Genomic DNA, 15,447 nt, shown 5'->3' on the forward strand with positions numbered 1-15,447 from the left:
GAAGTAGAGCGGTCAGAGCTGCAGGAACCGCTTCAGCTCGAACGGGGTGACCTGGGCGCTGTACGCCTCCCACTCCTCGCGCTTGTTGCGCAGGAAGTAGTCGAAGACGTGCTCGCCGAGCGTCTCCGCGACGAGCTCGGACTTCTCCATGAACTGGATCGCCTCGTCCAGGTCGCGCGGCAGCGGCGCGATGCCCAGGGCGCGCCGCTCGGCGGCCGTGAGCTCCCAGACGTCGTCCTCCGTGTGGTCGAGGAGGTCGTAGCCCTCCTCGATGCCCTTGAGGCCGGCGGCGAGGATCACGGCGAACGCCAGGTACGGGTTCGCCGCCGAGTCCAGCGCGCGGTACTCGATGCGTGCCGAGTTGCCCTTGCCCGGCTTGTACATCGGCACCCGGACCAGAGCGGACCGGTTGTTGTGGCCCCAGCTCACGTAGCTCGGGGCCTCCTGCCCGCCCCAGAGCCGCTTGTAGCTGTTGACGTACTGGTTGGTGACCGCGGTGATCTCGCCCGCGTGCACCATGAGGCCGGCGATGAACTGGCGCGCCGTCTTGGACAGCTCGAACTGGGCGCCCGGCTCGTGGAAGGCGTTGCGGTCGTCCTCGAACAGCGACACGTGGGTGTGCATGCCGGAGCCCGGCTGGTCGGCCAGCGGCTTCGGCATGAACGACGCGAACACGCCCTGCTCCAGCGCCACCTCCTTGACGACCGTGCGGAACGTCATGAGGTTGTCGGCGGTGGTCAGCGCGTCGGCGTAGCGCAGGTCGATCTCGTTCTGCCCCGGGCCTGCCTCGTGGTGCGAGAACTCCACCGAGATACCCATGGACTCCAGCATCGTGATGGCCGCGCGGCGGAAGTCGTGCGTCGACCCCCGCGCCAGGTGGTCGAAGTACCCGCCCTGGTCGACCGGCTCGAGCGTCGGGTCGCCCTTGGTCATCTGGTTGAAGAGGTAGAACTCCACCTCGGGGTGCGTGTAGAACGTGAACCCGCGGTCGCTCGCCTTGGCGAGTGTGCGCTTGAGCACATTCCGGGAGTCCGCCAGCGACGGTTCCCCGTCCGGCGTCAGGATGTCGCAGAACATGCGCCCCGTGCCGTGCCGTTCACCCCGCCAGGGAAGTACCTGGAACGTGGTCGGGTCGGGCTTGGCGACCATGTCCGCCTCGAAGACCCGGGTGAGCCCCTCGATGGCGCTGCCGTCGAAGCCGATGCCCTCGCTGAACGCCGACTCCAGCTCTGCGGGCGCCACCGCGACAGACTTGAGCACACCGAGCACGTCGGTGAACCAGAGCCGGATGAAGCGGATGTCGCGCTCCTCGACCGTGCGGAGCACGAACTCCTGCTGCCTGTCCATGGGCCCATCTTGCACTAAACCTGTTACAGGCGCGTGTACCGGGCATGGACGACCGGCCGTAGGCTTTCCTGCGGCACCGAGGCCGCCCGAACCACAGGAGGACCATGTCCGCCCACACCTCACCCACTCAGGGTCCCAAGAGGGTCCGTGTGCACCACCTGGCGGAGGCCAAGGCCCGGGGCGAGAAGCTCGCGATGCTCACCGCGTACGACGCGGTGACCGCCGCCATCTTCGACGCCGCCGGCATGGACATCCTGCTCGTGGGTGACTCCATCGGGAACGTCATGCACGGCCACGCCACCACCATCCCGGTGACCGTCGACGACATGATCCCGGCCGCACGGGCCGTCGCCCGGGCCACGAAGCGCGCCTTCGTGGTGATCGACCTGCCGTTCGGCTCGTACGAGGCCGGGCCCCAGCAGGCGCTGGAGACGGCGGTGCGGGTCTTCAAGGAGACGGGTGCCGACGCGGTCAAGCTCGAGGGCGGCATCCGCTCGGCGGCGCAGATCCGTGCGCTGACCGACGCCGGCATTCCCGTCGTCGCGCACCTCGGGTACACGCCGCAGTCGGAGAACTTGCTCGGCGGGCCGCGCGTCCAGGGCCGCGGCGACGACGCCGTGGAGGCGCTGGCCGCGGACGCACAGGCCATAGAGGAGGCCGGCGCCGTCGCCGTCGTCCTGGAGATGGTGCCCTCGGGCGTCGCCGCGCGCATCACCGAGATCGTGCGCATCCCGACCATCGGCATCGGCGCCGGACCGCACTGCGACGGCCAGGTCCTGGTGTGGACGGACATGGCGGGCATGACCAGCTGGTCGCCGCGCTTCGCCCGGCGCTACGCCGAGCTCGGCGCAGCCCTGCAGCAGGCCGCGGAGGACTACGTCTCCGAGGTCAAGGACTCCTCGTTCCCGGACGCGGAGCACTCGTTCGAGAAGTGACCGCGGAGCTGTCAGACGTACGGATCACTCGGGTGACCTGTACGTCTGACAGGTGCTCGCGCGTCTGACGACTGCTACTTGTTGCGCCACTCCTCGTCGTCCTTCTCCCAGGACTCGTTGCGCGCCTTCGCGCTCTCCAGGGCCCGCTGCGCCTCGGCGCGGGTGCCGTACGGGCCCATCAGGTGCGTCCAGGAAGACCGGTGCCCCTCCTCGACCTCGCCCGTCTCGGTGTTGTACCAGTACTGCTCCCCAGTGCTCATGAGACGATCCTGACATGACTGACCTGGCGTTCGGCATCGACATCGGAGGTTCGGGGATCAAGGGTGCGCCCGTCGATCTCGTGGCCGGCGAGTACGCGGACAAGCGGACCCGCATCCCGACCCCCCAACCGTCCACCCCGCAGGCCGTGGCGGACGTGCTCGCCCAGCTCGTCGACAGCTACCACCTGGCCGACGACGTGCCGATCGGCGTCGCGTTCCCCGCGCCGATGCAGCACGGTGTGGTGCGGTTCATGGCGAACCTGGACCAGTCCTGGACCGGTGTGGACCTGCCGGCGCTGGTGCAGCGCGCGACCGGCCGGAGCGTCACCGCGGTGAACGACGCCGACGCGGCGGGCATCGGCGAGGTCCGGTACGGAGCTGCGCGCAACACCGAGGGCGTCGTGCTGGTGGTCACCCTGGGCACGGGCATCGGTTCGGCGCTCGTGGTCGACGGCGTCCTGGTGCCGAACACCGAGCTGGGGCACCTCCAGATCGACGGGTACGACGCCGAGTCCCGCGCGGCGGACTCCGCGCGTGAGCGAGAGGACCTGTCCTGGGATCAGTGGACCGAGCGCCTGCAGCGCTACTTCGGCGTCGTCGAGGACCTGCTGTCGCCCGACCTCATCGTCGTGGGCGGCGGAGTGAGCAAGCATCACGAGAAGTATCTGCCGCACCTGCACCTGCGGGCGCCGATCGTTCCCGCACAGCTGCGGAACGCGGCGGGCATCGTAGGCGCCGCGGCGCTGGCCGCGGGGCGCTGACCAGCCGGGTCAGGCCTCCCGCGCCACTGCGGGCTGAGCCGGCTGGGCGAACAGCACGTCGACCCCGAGCATCTCGATGACGCTCCGGACCACCGGTGGCGGGTCCGGAAGGGAGACGGTGAGTCCGTCCTGCGTTCCGTAGGTGTACATCTGCATGAGAAATGCGACGCCCGTCGAGTCCATGAACGTCACCCGCGAGGTGTCGATCACCACCGACTTGGCCCGCTCCAGGGCATTGGCTATCGCAGCACTGGACTCACCGCGCAGGGAGACGTCGATCTCTCCCCACATACTCACGACACTCGTGCGGGACTGTTCTTCGAACATGATCCCGCCCGTGCGCCCCCTGTTATCGAATTCCGAGTTGCTCACTTGCATCGCCCCTGTTCATTGCTCCCCGACATGGCCGCCGGAACGGGTCGCCCGACCCCCCGGGCAACTCTGGGAGATTGCAACGCCTTCGTCGCGATCACGGGAAGCCTACATCCGTGAAGATCGCAAGTGGAACAGCCTGGGAGACTTACATTTCCCCCTCAGGACTGGTATAACCCACCTTTTCTCCCGCCAAACCGGAACATTCCCCCCGGGCAGACCGGACATATGGACGCTCAGTTGGACAATCGTCCAAGAAAAAGATTCACAAGATTCATTTCTCTGACGATCGATTTGGGCCATCCGGTCCCTCTGCCGCCCCGGGATTACGAACGGTCGGTGCGCTTTCCTTCTCCCATGCGTCGAGCTGCATAGTGAGTGCCTTGGCGAGCTCGAACACCTGCTGCGGAGGAATGCGCACTCGCGACACCACACGGCCCGGCACGGTTATCGAAGTGACTTCTCCCGACTCCGGGTCGGAGACCGGGCTCGGGGGCTGCTTCACGGCGATGAAGTCCAGGATGAACGACGTCGGCGTGTGCCATACCGAGGCGAAGTCGGCCGGTACGCCGGTCTCCATCTCGTCTGGCACGTCGATCTGGAACTCCTGGGGCAGCTCGTCGGACGACACTGGGGCTCCTCGATTGGCCGGGCGGTTCCCCGACCGTACCGTGGGGCCCGTTGGCGCGACAGTGGAAACGGACTCCGAGGACATATGTGTCGCGAGCCGCCCGCGCATCACCAAAAAGATGCCGCCTCGATCGCACCCCCGGCACTAGACTCTCGCGTTCGCTCCCGCGAACATCCCCCACCGACTCCTGGAGGGTCACCCATGCCTGCCGACGCGCCCGAGCTCGCCAAGGAACGAGAATTTCTCGCCGAGGCACGGACCCAGCTCGGCCGGATGCGCGATCGGGTGGCCGCGCTGGACGGCCGTTACGCCGGGGACCGGGTGAGCGCTGACGTGCTGGAGGCGACGCTCGCGCGACGGATGGAACAGCTCACCGACGACCCCGAGATCCCGCTCTTCTTCGGCCGGATCACGGTCGAGGGGAGCACGGTCGAGGAGAACACGGCCGAGGTCGGCACCGAGACCTTTCACATCGGCCGCCGCCACGTCTCGGACCCGGACGGCGAGCCGATGGTGGTGGACTGGCGTGCGCCGGTGAGCACCCCGTTCTACCGGGCCACGCCCAAGGAGCCGATGGGCATCATCGCCCGACGGCGGTACGGGTTCGCGCGCGGCCGGCTGACCGCCTTCGAGGACGAACCGCTGGCCCGGCCCGAGCCGGGCATCGACGGCGAGGGACCCACCGCCGCGCACTCGGACATCCTCGAGGCCGAGATCGAACGCCCGCGCACCGGCCCGATGCGCGACATCGTCGCGACCATCCAGCCCGAGCAGGACGTCATCGTCCGGATGCCGCTCGAGCGCACGCTCGTCGTGCAGGGTGCGCCCGGCACGGGGAAGACGGCGGTCGGCCTGCACCGCGCGGCCTACCTCTTGTACGCGCACCGCGACCAGCTCACCCGCCGGGGCGTGCTCGTCGTCGGGCCGAACAAGAGCTTCCTGCGGTACATCCGCGACGTGCTGCCCGCGCTCGGCGAGATCCACGCCAGGCAGGCCACCATCGAGGAGATCGTCGGCACGCACGCGCCGGTCCGCGCCACCGAGGCCGCCGACATCGCGACGCTCAAGGGCGACGGCCGGATGGCCGACATGCTGCGGAACGCCGTCTGGTCGCACGTCGGCACCCCGCAGGACACGCTGGTCCTGCCGCGCGGCTCGTTCCGCTGGCGCGTCCCCGCGTACGAGGCCCGTGAGGCGATCGAGCAGGTCAGGGCCAGGGACGTGCGCTACGCCCTCGGCGCCGCCCAGCTCCGCCACGCACTCGCCCACCGCGTCCTCGTCCAGATCGAGGAGACCGGTGACGCGCTCGACGACAAGGCGTGGGACGTGCTGGCCCGCACCAAGCCCGTCCGGGACTACGCGGCGGCGGTCTGGCCCGCGGTCGAGCCGCGCCGGCTGCTCTTCCGGCTGCTCTCCGACCCCGAGTTCCTCGCCGAGTGCGCGGAGGGAATTCTCTCCGAGGCCGAACAGCGCCTCCTGACGTGGACGCGCCCGCCCCGCACGCCCGGCTCGGCGCGCTGGACGACGGCGGACCTCGTCCTCCTCGACGAGATCGTCGACCTGCTGGACCGGACGGAGTCGGTGGCACACATCGTCGTCGACGAGGCGCAGGACCTGTCCGCGATGATGCTGCGCGCCCTCGGGCGCCGCGCCGCGACGGGCTCGCTCACCGTACTCGGCGACCTCGCCCAGGCCACCACGCCCTGGGCGTCTCGTGACTGGTCGGACGCGCTGGGCCACCTCGCGAAGCCCGACGGGCACGTGGAGCAGCTGACCGCGGGATTCCGCGTGCCCGGGGACGTGATCGAGCTCGCCGCCCGGCTCCTGCCGAGCATCGCGCCCGGCCTCGAACCGCCGACGGCGGTCCGGCGCGCCCGCGGCCGGCTCACGATCACCGACGCGCCGCTCGACGACGTCCTCGCCGGGGTCGCCGGACTCGAGGGTTCGGTAGGCCTCATCGTGCCCGACGACGCCGTGGCGCACCTCCGGGTGACGCTCACCGCAGCGGGCGTCGCCTTCGCCGTCGTCGGCGAGCAGGACGACGAACGACCGGCCCCGGACGAGACCGACGTCGATCAGGACGACGGCCCGGACGACGCCTCCGAGTTCGACGCGCACCTGGACCTGGTGCCCGCCTCGCTGGCGAAGGGCCTCGAGTTCGACCACGTGGTGCTGCACGACCCGGCAGCGATAGTGGCGGCCGAGCCGAACCACGCCACCGGTCTGCGGCGGCTCTACGTCTGCCTCACCCGGGCGGTCACGTCCCTCGTCATCCGGCACGACGGCGACCTGCCGCCGGAGCTGGGTGTCGAGCGCCTGGACGAGGGCCTCCGCCGTCGCCCATCGCTTGACCATGTGCCAGGGACATAGTTTCCACTGGGACGTGTCGGCGGCGGCGTACCGGCCGACGGGCGGATCGGACCAGAGGAGCGGAGCGAATCGTGGCGTGGAGCACCCGGCAGATCGCGGACCTCGCGGGCACGACGGTCAACACCGTGCGGCACTACCACGAGGCCGGCCTGCTCGAGCAGCCCGAGCGCAGGTCGAACGGCTACAAGCAGTACGGCGTGCCCCACCTGGTGCGGCTCCTGCAGATCCGGCGGCTCCGAGAGCTCGGCGTGCCCCTCGCGCAGATCGAGTCGATGGGCCGCGCGGACGAGAACCCCGTCGAGGCCTTCCGGGTGCTCGACGCCGAGCTCGAGGCGACCATCGAGCGGTTGCAGCGAGCGCGGGCCGAGCTCGCCCTGATCATGCGACACCACGCTCCTCTCGACCTGCCGCCGGGCTTCAGCTCGGTGGCGAAGACCCTCTCGGAGCCGAACCGCTCGCTGGTCATGATCTATTCGCAGGTCTACGACGAGTCGGCGATGAATGACATCCGGCGCATCCTGGAGGAGCACCCGCCCACGGAGGCGGACAAAGAGTTCGACAGCCTCCCGCCGGACGCCGACACGGCCACGCGCATCCGGCTGGCGGAGCACTTCGCCCCCGTCATCAAGCAGCAGCAGGCCGACTACCCGTGGCTCAACGACCCGGCCACTCGCGCCTCGAAGGACGCGGCCACGCTCGAGCACACCATGGTGGAGTCGCTGCGGGAGCTCTACAACCCTGCCCAGCTCGACGTGCTCTACCGCGCCAACCTGCTCATCTACGGGAAGACTGATGAACGGCCCGACGCCGACGACGAACGGACAGACCATGAGTGAACCGACGGTCATGGAGATCCCCGCAGCGCCCGCGCTCGCCGAGGACACCCTGCTCCTGCTGTTCGACCCACGATCGGGCACCATCGCCGGCGAGGGCAACAACCTCTTCCACACGCTCGCGGGCGCGGTGCTCGTGGAGCTCGCGTTCCAGGGGCGCATCGACATCGACGAACGAGCGACGTTCAAGGGTCGTCAGGTGCATGCCATCGCCGGGGAGGCGCCGTCCGACCCGATCCTGCGCGACGTGTGGGAACGGGTCGAGCGGAAGCCGACGGACGTCCATTCCCTGATCCTGGAGATCGGTCCGCACCTGCGCGCGCGGGTGCTCGACCGGGTCGTCGAGCGCGGACACATCGGTCGCGAGGACCGCAAGGTGCTCGGACTGTTCAACACCACCGCCCTGGTCGACGGCGGTACGTCCCGCCGGGCCGACCTGCTCGCCCCGGTCCGGGCCGCCCTGGTGGACGGCGACGAGCCGGATCCGCGCACGGCGGCGCTGGCAGCCCTGCTCGCGGCGAGCGGCGGCCTGCCCGCGCTGTACAAGGACATCCCCTGGTCCGGCGCGGTCTACACGCGGGGCCAGGAGCTACAGCGCGGCGACTGGGGCGCCGCCGCCGTCGGCGAGTCGGTGCAGCGGACCATGGCGGGACTCATCGCGTCCAACCTGTTCGTCACCGCGTTCGTCGCCAACCGCTGACGCAGTCGGGATCGCTCAGCCTCGACGCGCGAGAAGGCTGAACGCATTCGGGACCCGCCCGTCCCACGCGGCCGCCGTCACCCCGCCCGGGTACCAGAACGGGTCAGGGTGCTCGGCGAGGTGCTCGATCTCGAACCCCGCCTCCAGGCACGCCATGACGATCTCCGAGAGCGTGTGCTGGCGTTCGACCGCGCCGTTGCCCGGGTACGAGTCGTTGACATGCGAGGACGCGAAGTAGCCACGGTCAGGACGGACGCGGATCTCGTCCGGGTCCCAGTCCCACAGCGGCACCAGCGGGTGCGCCTCGTAGACGTAGAACCAGCCGTCCGCCCGGAGCAGACGGTGCGTCTCCGCGAAGAAGGCGGGCAGGTCAGCGACCCAGATGAGCGCGCCCTTGCCGGTATAGACGAGATCGGCGCACGCGTCGTCCAGCCCGCTCGTGGGCATGACCGCGCGGGTGTACCGGCAGGGCACACCGAGCTCGTCGGCTCGGCGCTGCGCGCTGGAGAGCGCCGCGTCGCTGTAGTCCAGTCCGTGTACGGAACGCGCGCCGAGACGCGCCAGCGCGACGTCGTCCAGACCGTGCCCGCTCATCGGGTGCACGACGTCGGCGCCGAGGACTATCTCGCTCAGCACCTCGACCTCGGTCGGCAGCAGCTCAGCGGTGCGGGCCCGCTCGAGATGTTCGGCGTACTCGTCCTCGTACTTGCGCGAAGCGATGGCCCAAGCGGCCCGTGTCTCGTCCCCCGTGACGTCCATCCCGCCAGCCTGCCAGCGCCGATGCCGGCGACCCAGCTGTTTTCCGGCGCCGTCCGGGGTCAGTCCTCGACCGGTTCCCCGGTCGGGTCGTCGGCCGCCGGAGCGTCGAGCCCACGGCCCCCGACGGGGTCCGCGCTCCAGCTGATCAGCCGCCAGCCACCGACGGGGTCGCCCTCGATCTCCACCAGGCCGGTGTTGGCCAGCGCCGACCGCTCCGCGTGGTCGACGTCCACGCCGGCCACCCGCGCCGACACCCACACCCGGATCGCCGCACCGTGCGACACCAGCACTGCGCTGTCGCCGCCTCGTGCGGCGACCTGCGCGACCGCCGCGTCGTAGCGGCCCAGGAATGCCGTGCCGTCCGCACCACCCGGCATGGCGCGGCCGACGTCGCCGCGCGCCCAGGCGAAGGCGGTACCGAGGTAGCGCTGGTGCGCCTGGTGGGTACCGGCCATCTCCAGCTCGCCCGCCTCGATCTCCTGGAGGCCGTCCACGACGAGCGGCTCCAGCTCTCGCGCCCGGGCCAGCGGGGCGGCGGTGAGCGACGTCCGGACCAGCGGGGAGACGGCTATCGCGTCGATCCGACGGTCGCGCAGCGCGCGGGGTACCGCGGCGGCCTGACGCTCGCCGAGCGCCGTCAGGCCAGGGCCGGGGTGCGCCGTGTCGAGGAGCCCGTGCACGTTCGAGGGCGTCTGTCCGTGCCGCAGGAGCAGAAGTCTCATGGGGAGCATTCTCGCCGAGACATCGGGCGGCCGGAGACGCCGTCCCGAACGCGGTTCGAAACACGGAGACAACGGCGGGGAAAGTTGGGGGGTGTCAACCTCGTATCCGTTCCGTTACTCTTGGGCTCGCTATGAGCCTGACATGTCGCCTTCGTCCCCTGCTTGCCGGTCCCCGGCGCGGTCTCACGCGGGTCGCGCACGGGTCCCCTTCCATCTGAAAGGCCCCCGCTTTCATGGATCCCCAGTCCAGCACGGCTACGTCCCAGCTCCGTCGTGGCCGTCACCGCGCCGCACACCGCCCCCTCCTGACCGCCGTGGCCCAGGCCGCCACCGGCCAGGCCGGTGTGATCACCGGTCGCGGAGCAGTCATCGCCGCGGCAGGTTCCGGCGTCCTGCTGTCCCTGATCGCGCCGCCTGCCCAGGCCGCGCCGTCTACCGAGATCAGCACGTCGCTGACCGGTACGGCGATGAAGGGCAAGCTCAACACGACCGACATCAACGCTCTCGCCTCCCAGGCGCGCCAGACCGTGGCTGCCGCGAACGTCGTCGCGGTCAATCCCACCGCTGAGCTGAAGGTCGAGAAGTCGGCGGTCAGCGTCATCTCGGCCGCCGAGAACGAGGCGTACCAGGCGGAGCGCGCCGCCGAGATCGCTGCGCAGGAAGCCGAGCAGCGCCGCGCGTCGATCGTGTCCATCGCGATGCGCTACATCGGTGTCCCGTATGTGTGGGGCGGGACCACCCCGTCGGGCTTCGACTGCTCCGGGTTCACGTCCTACGTCTTCGCGCAGGTCGGGATCGACCTGCCGCGCACGTCGGCCGCGCAGCGCTATGCCGGGACCACCGTGTCGTATGCCGAGGCGCTGCCCGGCGACCTGATCTGGTCCCCCGGCCACATCGCGATCTACGCGGGCGACGGGATGCAGATCGAGGCCCCGGTACCCGGCAAGAACGTCCGGTACACGAGCATCTGGCAGTCCGGACCCGTCTTCATCCGCGTGAGCTGACCCGGTAGACCGATCAGTTTTCGGCTCGTCCTTGCCTGGCTAGACTCCCCGGCATGACGACAGGGTCGAGGCCCAGCCCTCGGGAGCGGCTGCTGGAGACAGCGGCCGGCCTCTCGTACGAGCAGGGCGTCGGCGTCGGCATCGAGGCGCTGTGCAGGACGGCGGGCGTGTCGAAGCGCTCCATGTACCAGCTCTTCGACAGCAAGGACGAGCTGCTGGCGGCAAGCCTGGAACGGGGTGCCGCGGCTCATACGGCATCGCTCCTGCCCGCGGCCGACGACGCCCGTGGGCACCGTGAGCGGATCCTGCACGTCTTCGAGCGCATGGAGGCCCAGGCGGGGGCGCCTGAGTTCCGTGGCTGCCGGTATCTCGCCGTCCAGATCGAGCTCAAGAACCCGGACCACCCGGCCAGCCGGGTCGCCCGCCAGGTCAAGGAGAGGCTCACCGAGTTCTTCCGCGCCGAGGCCGCCGCGGGCGGGGCCCTTGACCCAGACCTGCTGGCGCGACAGCTCATCCTGGTCTTCGACGGTGCGAGCGCACGTGCGGGCATCGGAGCCGACCATCTGGCAGGACTCATGATGCCTACCGTCCGCACGCTGCTGGACGCGGCGGACGTGCGCTGACCGCCGCTGCCCCGCGCCTCGCGGTGCCGGTCACGACAGCCGAGTTCGCGGCATCCATGCTTGCACAAGTAAACCGATCGGTTTACCGTGTGCCCGGACGGCGCTCGGTGAACATCGCAAGACCTTGTACCGGCTGGTCGGCGGTGAGGGGTACCGTGGCGTCACAGACTTGCCGAAGACTCTGCCGGGGCGCCCGTTGAAGGCTCCGCAGCTCCAAGACCAACGTGGCAAGGATCGGACGCCGACCATCGAGCGCCCGACCCGGCAGCGAGAGCGCACGACAGACGCAGTAGGAGAGACAAGAGTGACCCTCAGTACCGAAGCAACGAATTTCGGGTGGCTGCTCGACAATTTCGTGCGCACCGTCCCTGGCAGCCGGCACACGCTCGTCGTGTCGGCGGACGGCCTGCTCATGGCGATGTCCGACCAGCTCGACCGCACCAGCGGTGACCAGCTCGCAGCGATCGTCTCGGGCATGTCGAGCCTGACGCGCGGAGCCTCCCGTCAGCTCAACGGCGGCAACGTCCGGCAGACGATCATCGAGATGGACAAGGGATTCCTGTTCCTGATGAGCGTCTCGAACGGGTCGGTGCTGGGCGTGGTGGCAGAGTCCACCTGCGACATCGGCCTCGTCGGCTACGAGATGGCGCTGCTCGTGTCCCGCACCGAGGCGACCCTGACGCCGCAGCTGATCTCGGAGATGCGTGGCAGCCTCCCGACGGACCGCCAGCCCCGCGGTATCTGACCGTCCGGTGCCGACCGGTCGCCGCTGACCGGTCTGGCGGCGCACCCCCTGGCCGACGGCGTCCAGGGGGTCGCCGGGGTCCACCCCGTCGCGTTACGCGGCCGGCTCGGGCTCAGCGGCAGGGTCGGCGTCGTAGGCCGGCAGGCCGTCGATGCTCGTGAGGTTCTTGCGCCGCCGGTACTCCTGCTGCCCGGCCTCCCCCTTGCGCTCGAAGTAGGGCCCCATCAGGTCCCGCTCGCCCTCGTACGCCATGAGGGGCACGCCCCAGCCGCAGCTGTCGGAGATCCGCTCGACGTCGACCACGATGACCGCTCGGGCACCGGGGATGTCGGTGAACCCACCGGCGAGGGCGGGGTACTCGTCGTCGTACCGGGTCACCACACGGCCGGTGCCGTGGAACCGGACGATGTTCGGCGCACCGTCGAACGCGCAGAACATCACGGTGATCCGGCCGTTCTCGCGGAGGTGCGCCACCGTCTCGCTGCCGCTCCCGGTGGCGTCGAGCCAGGCGAACGTGTGCTCGTCGAGCACCGCGAAGGTGCCGGGTACGCCGCGCGGCGAGACGTTGACGTGCCCGTCCGTGGCCAGCGGCGCCGTCGCGACGAAGAACATGTGCTGGCGCTCGACGAACTCGCGCAGCCGGCCGTCGATCCGCTCGTGGAGTTTCATGCTCGCATGCTGCCAGAGTGCCGTCGCGGGTCAGGGGCTGCCCAGCACATGGACGAGCCGGGCCTCGCCCCTACCGAATTTCTGGAGCGCTGGCCTAGGGTCGGCGGGGTGGCCTGCCAGCGGTTCTTCCCGGGAGACTGGAGCGACTCACCATGAAGTACACCGTCTCGATCGAGATCGCCCTGCCGCGAGAGCGGGTGGTCCAGCTGCTCGCCGATCCCGCGCACGTGCCGAGGTGGGTGCGCGGCGTCGTGCTGCACGAGCCGCTGAACGGGCTGCACGGGCAGGTCGGGACCAGGTCGCGCGTCGTCATGCGGACGGGGCAGCAGGAGATGGAGGCCGTCGAGACCATCACGCGCCGGGAACCGGCGGACCTGCACGGGATTCCGAGAGACAGCGTCGTTCACTACGAGCGCGAGATCGTCGCCAAGGGCATGTGGAACGGCGCACGCGAGCGGTTCACGGAGACCGGGCCGGAGACGACGCTCTGGGTGAGCGAGAACGAGTACCGGTTCAGCGGCTTGCTGCGGCTGCTCGCGCCGTTCATGCGCGCTGTCTTCCGCAAGCAGTCGCGACAGCACCTGCAGGACTTCAAGGCGTTCGCCGAGCAGGGAACGGACGTCCGCGAAGCGAAGGACTGAACCCCCGTCAGCCGACGGGAACGGGGTGACTACGAGATCTGGCAGCTGGTGAACGACACCGTTTCAGAACGCGGTTGAGTCGTCCGACTTCTGGCTGGCCCTCTGTCCGTCGAGCAGCGCCTTCGCCGCCCTGTCGATGTTGTCGGCGCACTGGTAGACCCCGACGATGAACTGGATGACGCGGATCACCCGGTCAGTCGGCGTGGGCGGCGTCGAAGGCCGTCTGGTTCTGGTGGATGTCCTGGTGGTGGGTGCCGGCCCAGTCGATGAGGGACAGCACGATGTCGAGCAGCGTGGTCCCGAGCGCGGTGAGCGCGTACTCGACTCGGGGCGGAACCTCGGCGTAGGCGGTTCGGGTGATGAGCCCGTCGCGCTGGAGCTGGCGCAGGGTCAGCGTCAGCATGCGCTGGGAGATGCCGGGGATGGCCCGCTGCAGGTCGGTGTATCGCGTCGGCCCGTCCTGCAAGGTCGCGACCACGAGGGTGCTCCACTTGTCGCCTGCCCTGGCCATGACCTGTCGGATGGTGCCGATGCTCTCGGCGGGCCAGCGCGAGCAAGGGCCCGGGAGCATCGTGCTGTCGTCCTGGACTGCGGCGGAATCCATCGGCACGGGCCTTTCTCTCCAGTTACGCACATGCATGTGCCTTTTGTAGGCCTCCCAATCCTCACGCATGATGTGGCTACGCACAAATAGTGAGTATTGGATTCACCGTGAGGTGGTCCGACACTCCCCACGCTGAGGAGAACCACCAATGCCTGTTTTCGCCATCATCGGAGCCGGCCCCGGCCTGGGCATCGAGATCGCCCGCGCCTTCGGCGCCAGGGGCTTCACCGTCGCGCTGATCGCCCGCAACGCCGCCAAGCTCGACACACTCGCACGCCAGCTGCAGGACGAAGGCATCGAAGCTGCCGGTTTCCCCGCCGACATCGCTCAGCCCGACACGATCACCCGCGCCTTCGCCGAGATCAAGGAGCGCCTCGGACGCGTCGACGTCCTGGAGTTCTCCCCCGCCGACCGCAGCCTCGGCATGACGAGCGTCCTGGACGTCGGCCCCGCCACTCTCGGACCCCAGCTCGACTTCTACCTGCACGGCGGGATCCACGCGATCAAGCAGGTCATCCCGGACATGATCGAAGCAGGGAGCGGCACGATCCTGGTGACCAACGGAGGCGGCGCCATCGACCCCGTGCCCTTCCTGGCCGACATCAACATCGCCGCCGCGGGCCTGCGCAACTGGACCCTGAACCTGCACAAGGAACTGGGCCGGCACGGCATCTACGTCGCCCACGTCGGCATCAGCGCCTGGATCGGAGGCGGCAACCCCGACGCCGAGGCCAGCGCGATCGCCGCCGTCTACCCCAAGCTCTACGAGACCCGCACCGAGCCGGAGCTGCACTACGTCGCCCTCGACGAATAGTCAGGGTGCGGAGCGTGGACGTTGCCCTGCGGGGAGGAGATCGGGCCCAGGGCGCAAGTCACGTCAAGCCGTAGGTCGCGCTGGCCGGTATCGCATGGCGACCGCCCCCGACCGGAACTCGTGGCGGTCCACGAGCTCGAGCTGGACCCGCTCGCGCAGACCGGCGAGCAGCGTAGGCCCGTGTCCGGCGATGACCGGCTGCACGACGAACTCGTACTCGTCGATCAGTCCCAGATCCGCCAGCGCGAGAGGAAGCGTCACGCCACCCACCCACAGGCCCTCGCCCGACTGCTCCTTGAGCCGCTGAACCGCCGGCCCCAGGTCGCCTCGCACCAGCTCGGCATTCCAGTCGACGTCGCTCAGCGTGCTCGACACGACATGCTTCTTCGCCTGGTCGATGGCCTCGGCGAACGGGATCTCCCACTCACCCATCCAGTCGGGCCAGGGGCCTTCGGCCGGCTTCCGCCATGCCGACTCCATCATCCCGTAGGTCACCCGGCCGAAGAGCAGGGCATCGGCCCGCTCCATCTCAGCGGTCCAGTAGCGCATCGACTCCTCGTCCGGCGGGAGTCCTGCCTCGTGGTGGCAGCAGCCGTCGAGTGTGACGTTGATCGAGTATCGGAGTGGTCTCATGCTTGTCGCCCTCCCAGGATGTGG

General features: G+C 69.6%; 20 protein-coding genes. 10 read left to right on the forward strand and 10 right to left on the reverse strand.

The window, feature by feature from the left end:
* Nucleotides 1-12 precede the first annotated feature (12 nt).
* On the reverse strand, nt 13-1,347 hold the full coding sequence (gene glnA, locus ACQEVI_RS02995; protein WP_432894486.1) for a type I glutamate--ammonia ligase: 1,335 nt from the start codon (nt 1,345-1,347) through the stop codon (nt 13-15).
* Nucleotides 1,348-1,451: 104 nt separating this feature from the next.
* Here glnA and panB point away from each other — a divergent pair, with 104 nt between their 5' ends.
* On the forward strand, nt 1,452-2,282 hold the full coding sequence (panB, locus tag ACQEVI_RS03000; RefSeq protein WP_419706321.1) for a 3-methyl-2-oxobutanoate hydroxymethyltransferase: 831 nt from the start codon (nt 1,452-1,454) through the stop codon (nt 2,280-2,282).
* Between the two features lie 74 nt (nt 2,283-2,356).
* Here the strand turns inward: panB and ACQEVI_RS03005 are convergent, their stop codons facing one another.
* The gene (locus ACQEVI_RS03005; RefSeq protein ID WP_432894490.1) at nt 2,357-2,542 is read right to left on the reverse strand and encodes an SPOR domain-containing protein; all 186 of its coding nucleotides are present in this window, start codon (nt 2,540-2,542) and stop codon (nt 2,357-2,359) included.
* Between the two features lie 14 nt (nt 2,543-2,556).
* Between ACQEVI_RS03005 and ppgK the strand changes: the two genes are divergently transcribed.
* Entirely contained in the window at nt 2,557-3,303 is a 747-nt protein-coding gene (gene ppgK / locus ACQEVI_RS03010; RefSeq protein ID WP_432894493.1) for a polyphosphate--glucose phosphotransferase, read from the forward strand.
* Between the two features lie 9 nt (nt 3,304-3,312).
* On the opposite strand, the gene ACQEVI_RS03015 is transcribed toward ppgK, so the two are convergent.
* Nucleotides 3,313-3,681, reverse strand: coding sequence for an STAS domain-containing protein (locus ACQEVI_RS03015; RefSeq protein WP_432894496.1), 369 nt, complete (start codon nt 3,679-3,681; stop codon nt 3,313-3,315).
* A 268-nt stretch (nt 3,682-3,949) separates the two neighbouring features.
* Nucleotides 3,950-4,306 carry a DUF3467 domain-containing protein gene (locus ACQEVI_RS03020; protein WP_432894499.1) on the reverse strand — a complete coding sequence of 119 codons (357 nt, stop codon included), beginning with the start codon at nt 4,304-4,306 and terminating at the stop codon, nt 3,950-3,952.
* A 201-nt stretch (nt 4,307-4,507) separates the two neighbouring features.
* Here ACQEVI_RS03020 and ACQEVI_RS03025 point away from each other — a divergent pair, with 201 nt between their 5' ends.
* The 3 genes from ACQEVI_RS03025 (at nt 4,508) to ACQEVI_RS03035 (ending at nt 8,209) form a co-directional block, all read left to right on the forward strand.
* Nucleotides 4,508-6,676, forward strand: coding sequence for a HelD family protein (locus ACQEVI_RS03025; RefSeq protein WP_432894502.1), 2,169 nt, complete (start codon nt 4,508-4,510; stop codon nt 6,674-6,676).
* 71 nt (nt 6,677-6,747) lie between these two features.
* Nucleotides 6,748-7,512, forward strand: a complete 765-nt coding sequence (locus ACQEVI_RS03030; protein ID WP_432894505.1) for a MerR family transcriptional regulator — start codon at nt 6,748-6,750, stop codon at nt 7,510-7,512.
* Nucleotides 7,505-8,209 carry a GOLPH3/VPS74 family protein gene (locus ACQEVI_RS03035; RefSeq protein ID WP_432894508.1) on the forward strand — a complete coding sequence of 235 codons (705 nt, stop codon included), beginning with the start codon at nt 7,505-7,507 and terminating at the stop codon, nt 8,207-8,209. The genes ACQEVI_RS03030 and ACQEVI_RS03035 overlap by 8 nt, the downstream gene beginning before the upstream one ends.
* 15 nt (nt 8,210-8,224) lie before the next feature.
* Here the strand turns inward: ACQEVI_RS03035 and ACQEVI_RS03040 are convergent, their stop codons facing one another.
* Together ACQEVI_RS03040 and ACQEVI_RS03045 are read right to left on the reverse strand one after the other, a co-directional pair.
* Nucleotides 8,225-8,968, reverse strand: a complete 744-nt coding sequence (locus tag ACQEVI_RS03040; RefSeq protein ID WP_432894511.1) for a class I SAM-dependent methyltransferase — start codon at nt 8,966-8,968, stop codon at nt 8,225-8,227.
* A gap of 59 nt (nt 8,969-9,027) precedes the next feature.
* Nucleotides 9,028-9,690 carry a histidine phosphatase family protein gene (locus tag ACQEVI_RS03045; RefSeq protein ID WP_432894514.1) on the reverse strand — a complete coding sequence of 221 codons (663 nt, stop codon included), beginning with the start codon at nt 9,688-9,690 and terminating at the stop codon, nt 9,028-9,030.
* Between the two features lie 233 nt (nt 9,691-9,923).
* Here ACQEVI_RS03045 and ACQEVI_RS03050 point away from each other — a divergent pair, with 233 nt between their 5' ends.
* The 3 genes from ACQEVI_RS03050 to ACQEVI_RS03060 all read left to right on the forward strand — a co-directional run bounded on the left by ACQEVI_RS03050 (nt 9,924) and on the right by ACQEVI_RS03060 (nt 12,062).
* Nucleotides 9,924-10,694 (forward strand): C40 family peptidase, encoded by a 771-nt coding sequence (locus tag ACQEVI_RS03050; RefSeq protein ID WP_432894517.1) that lies wholly within the window; start codon nt 9,924-9,926, stop codon nt 10,692-10,694.
* Between the two features lie 53 nt (nt 10,695-10,747).
* Nucleotides 10,748-11,317: a TetR/AcrR family transcriptional regulator gene (locus ACQEVI_RS03055; protein WP_432894520.1), complete on the forward strand. Its 570-nt coding sequence runs from the start codon at nt 10,748-10,750 to the stop codon at nt 11,315-11,317.
* Between the two features lie 304 nt (nt 11,318-11,621).
* Nucleotides 11,622-12,062, forward strand: coding sequence for a roadblock/LC7 domain-containing protein (locus tag ACQEVI_RS03060; RefSeq protein WP_116676091.1), 441 nt, complete (start codon nt 11,622-11,624; stop codon nt 12,060-12,062).
* A 93-nt stretch (nt 12,063-12,155) separates the two neighbouring features.
* Here the strand turns inward: ACQEVI_RS03060 and ACQEVI_RS03065 are convergent, their stop codons facing one another.
* Nucleotides 12,156-12,731: a pyridoxamine 5'-phosphate oxidase family protein gene (locus ACQEVI_RS03065; protein ID WP_432894524.1), complete on the reverse strand. Its 576-nt coding sequence runs from the start codon at nt 12,729-12,731 to the stop codon at nt 12,156-12,158.
* A gap of 152 nt (nt 12,732-12,883) precedes the next feature.
* Between ACQEVI_RS03065 and ACQEVI_RS03070 the strand changes: the two genes are divergently transcribed.
* Nucleotides 12,884-13,372 (forward strand): SRPBCC family protein, encoded by a 489-nt coding sequence (locus ACQEVI_RS03070; protein ID WP_432894526.1) that lies wholly within the window; start codon nt 12,884-12,886, stop codon nt 13,370-13,372.
* Nucleotides 13,373-13,435: 63 nt separating this feature from the next.
* On the opposite strand, the gene ACQEVI_RS03075 is transcribed toward ACQEVI_RS03070, so the two are convergent.
* Together ACQEVI_RS03075 and ACQEVI_RS03080 are read right to left on the reverse strand one after the other, a co-directional pair.
* Entirely contained in the window at nt 13,436-13,561 is a 126-nt protein-coding gene (locus ACQEVI_RS03075; RefSeq protein WP_432894529.1) for a hypothetical protein, read from the reverse strand.
* A 4-nt stretch (nt 13,562-13,565) separates the two neighbouring features.
* Nucleotides 13,566-13,976, reverse strand: a complete 411-nt coding sequence (locus ACQEVI_RS03080; protein ID WP_432894532.1) for a winged helix-turn-helix transcriptional regulator — start codon at nt 13,974-13,976, stop codon at nt 13,566-13,568.
* A 148-nt stretch (nt 13,977-14,124) separates the two neighbouring features.
* On the opposite strand from ACQEVI_RS03080, the gene ACQEVI_RS03085 reads away from it, so the two are divergent.
* A complete protein-coding gene (locus tag ACQEVI_RS03085) occupies nt 14,125-14,790 on the forward strand; it encodes an SDR family NAD(P)-dependent oxidoreductase (protein WP_432894534.1) in 666 nt (221 codons plus the stop codon).
* Between the two features lie 63 nt (nt 14,791-14,853).
* On the opposite strand, the gene ACQEVI_RS03090 is transcribed toward ACQEVI_RS03085, so the two are convergent.
* The gene (locus ACQEVI_RS03090; RefSeq protein WP_432894537.1) at nt 14,854-15,423 is read right to left on the reverse strand and encodes a dihydrofolate reductase family protein; all 570 of its coding nucleotides are present in this window, start codon (nt 15,421-15,423) and stop codon (nt 14,854-14,856) included.
* Nucleotides 15,424-15,447 lie beyond the last annotated feature (24 nt).

This window comes from Promicromonospora sp. CA-289599, from assembly GCF_050936155.1.
In the GTDB taxonomy this organism is placed as follows: Bacteria; Actinomycetota; Actinomycetes; order Actinomycetales; family Cellulomonadaceae; genus Promicromonospora.

What these genes read in the sequence shown, in the direction of transcription:
- glnA (WP_432894486.1), bottom strand. Translation starts at nt 1,347, where the DNA reads ATGGACAGGCAGCAGGAGTTCGTGCTCCGCACGGTCGAGGAGCGCGAC.
- panB (WP_419706321.1), top strand. Translation starts at nt 1,452, where the DNA reads ATGTCCGCCCACACCTCACCCACTCAGGGTCCCAAGAGGGTCCGTGTG.
- ACQEVI_RS03005 (WP_432894490.1), bottom strand. Translation starts at nt 2,542, where the DNA reads ATGAGCACTGGGGAGCAGTACTGGTACAACACCGAGACGGGCGAGGTC.
- ppgK (WP_432894493.1), top strand. Translation starts at nt 2,557, where the DNA reads ATGACTGACCTGGCGTTCGGCATCGACATCGGAGGTTCGGGGATCAAG.
- ACQEVI_RS03015 (WP_432894496.1), bottom strand. Translation starts at nt 3,681, where the DNA reads ATGCAAGTGAGCAACTCGGAATTCGATAACAGGGGGCGCACGGGCGGG.
- ACQEVI_RS03025 (WP_432894502.1), top strand. Translation starts at nt 4,508, where the DNA reads ATGCCTGCCGACGCGCCCGAGCTCGCCAAGGAACGAGAATTTCTCGCC.
- ACQEVI_RS03035 (WP_432894508.1), top strand. Translation starts at nt 7,505, where the DNA reads ATGAGTGAACCGACGGTCATGGAGATCCCCGCAGCGCCCGCGCTCGCC.
- ACQEVI_RS03040 (WP_432894511.1), bottom strand. Translation starts at nt 8,968, where the DNA reads ATGGACGTCACGGGGGACGAGACACGGGCCGCTTGGGCCATCGCTTCG.
- ACQEVI_RS03045 (WP_432894514.1), bottom strand. Translation starts at nt 9,690, where the DNA reads ATGAGACTTCTGCTCCTGCGGCACGGACAGACGCCCTCGAACGTGCAC.
- ACQEVI_RS03050 (WP_432894517.1), top strand. Translation starts at nt 9,924, where the DNA reads ATGGATCCCCAGTCCAGCACGGCTACGTCCCAGCTCCGTCGTGGCCGT.
- ACQEVI_RS03055 (WP_432894520.1), top strand. Translation starts at nt 10,748, where the DNA reads ATGACGACAGGGTCGAGGCCCAGCCCTCGGGAGCGGCTGCTGGAGACA.
- ACQEVI_RS03065 (WP_432894524.1), bottom strand. Translation starts at nt 12,731, where the DNA reads ATGAAACTCCACGAGCGGATCGACGGCCGGCTGCGCGAGTTCGTCGAG.
- ACQEVI_RS03070 (WP_432894526.1), top strand. Translation starts at nt 12,884, where the DNA reads ATGAAGTACACCGTCTCGATCGAGATCGCCCTGCCGCGAGAGCGGGTG.
- ACQEVI_RS03080 (WP_432894532.1), bottom strand. Translation starts at nt 13,976, where the DNA reads ATGGATTCCGCCGCAGTCCAGGACGACAGCACGATGCTCCCGGGCCCT.
- ACQEVI_RS03085 (WP_432894534.1), top strand. Translation starts at nt 14,125, where the DNA reads ATGCCTGTTTTCGCCATCATCGGAGCCGGCCCCGGCCTGGGCATCGAG.
- ACQEVI_RS03090 (WP_432894537.1), bottom strand. Translation starts at nt 15,423, where the DNA reads ATGAGACCACTCCGATACTCGATCAACGTCACACTCGACGGCTGCTGC.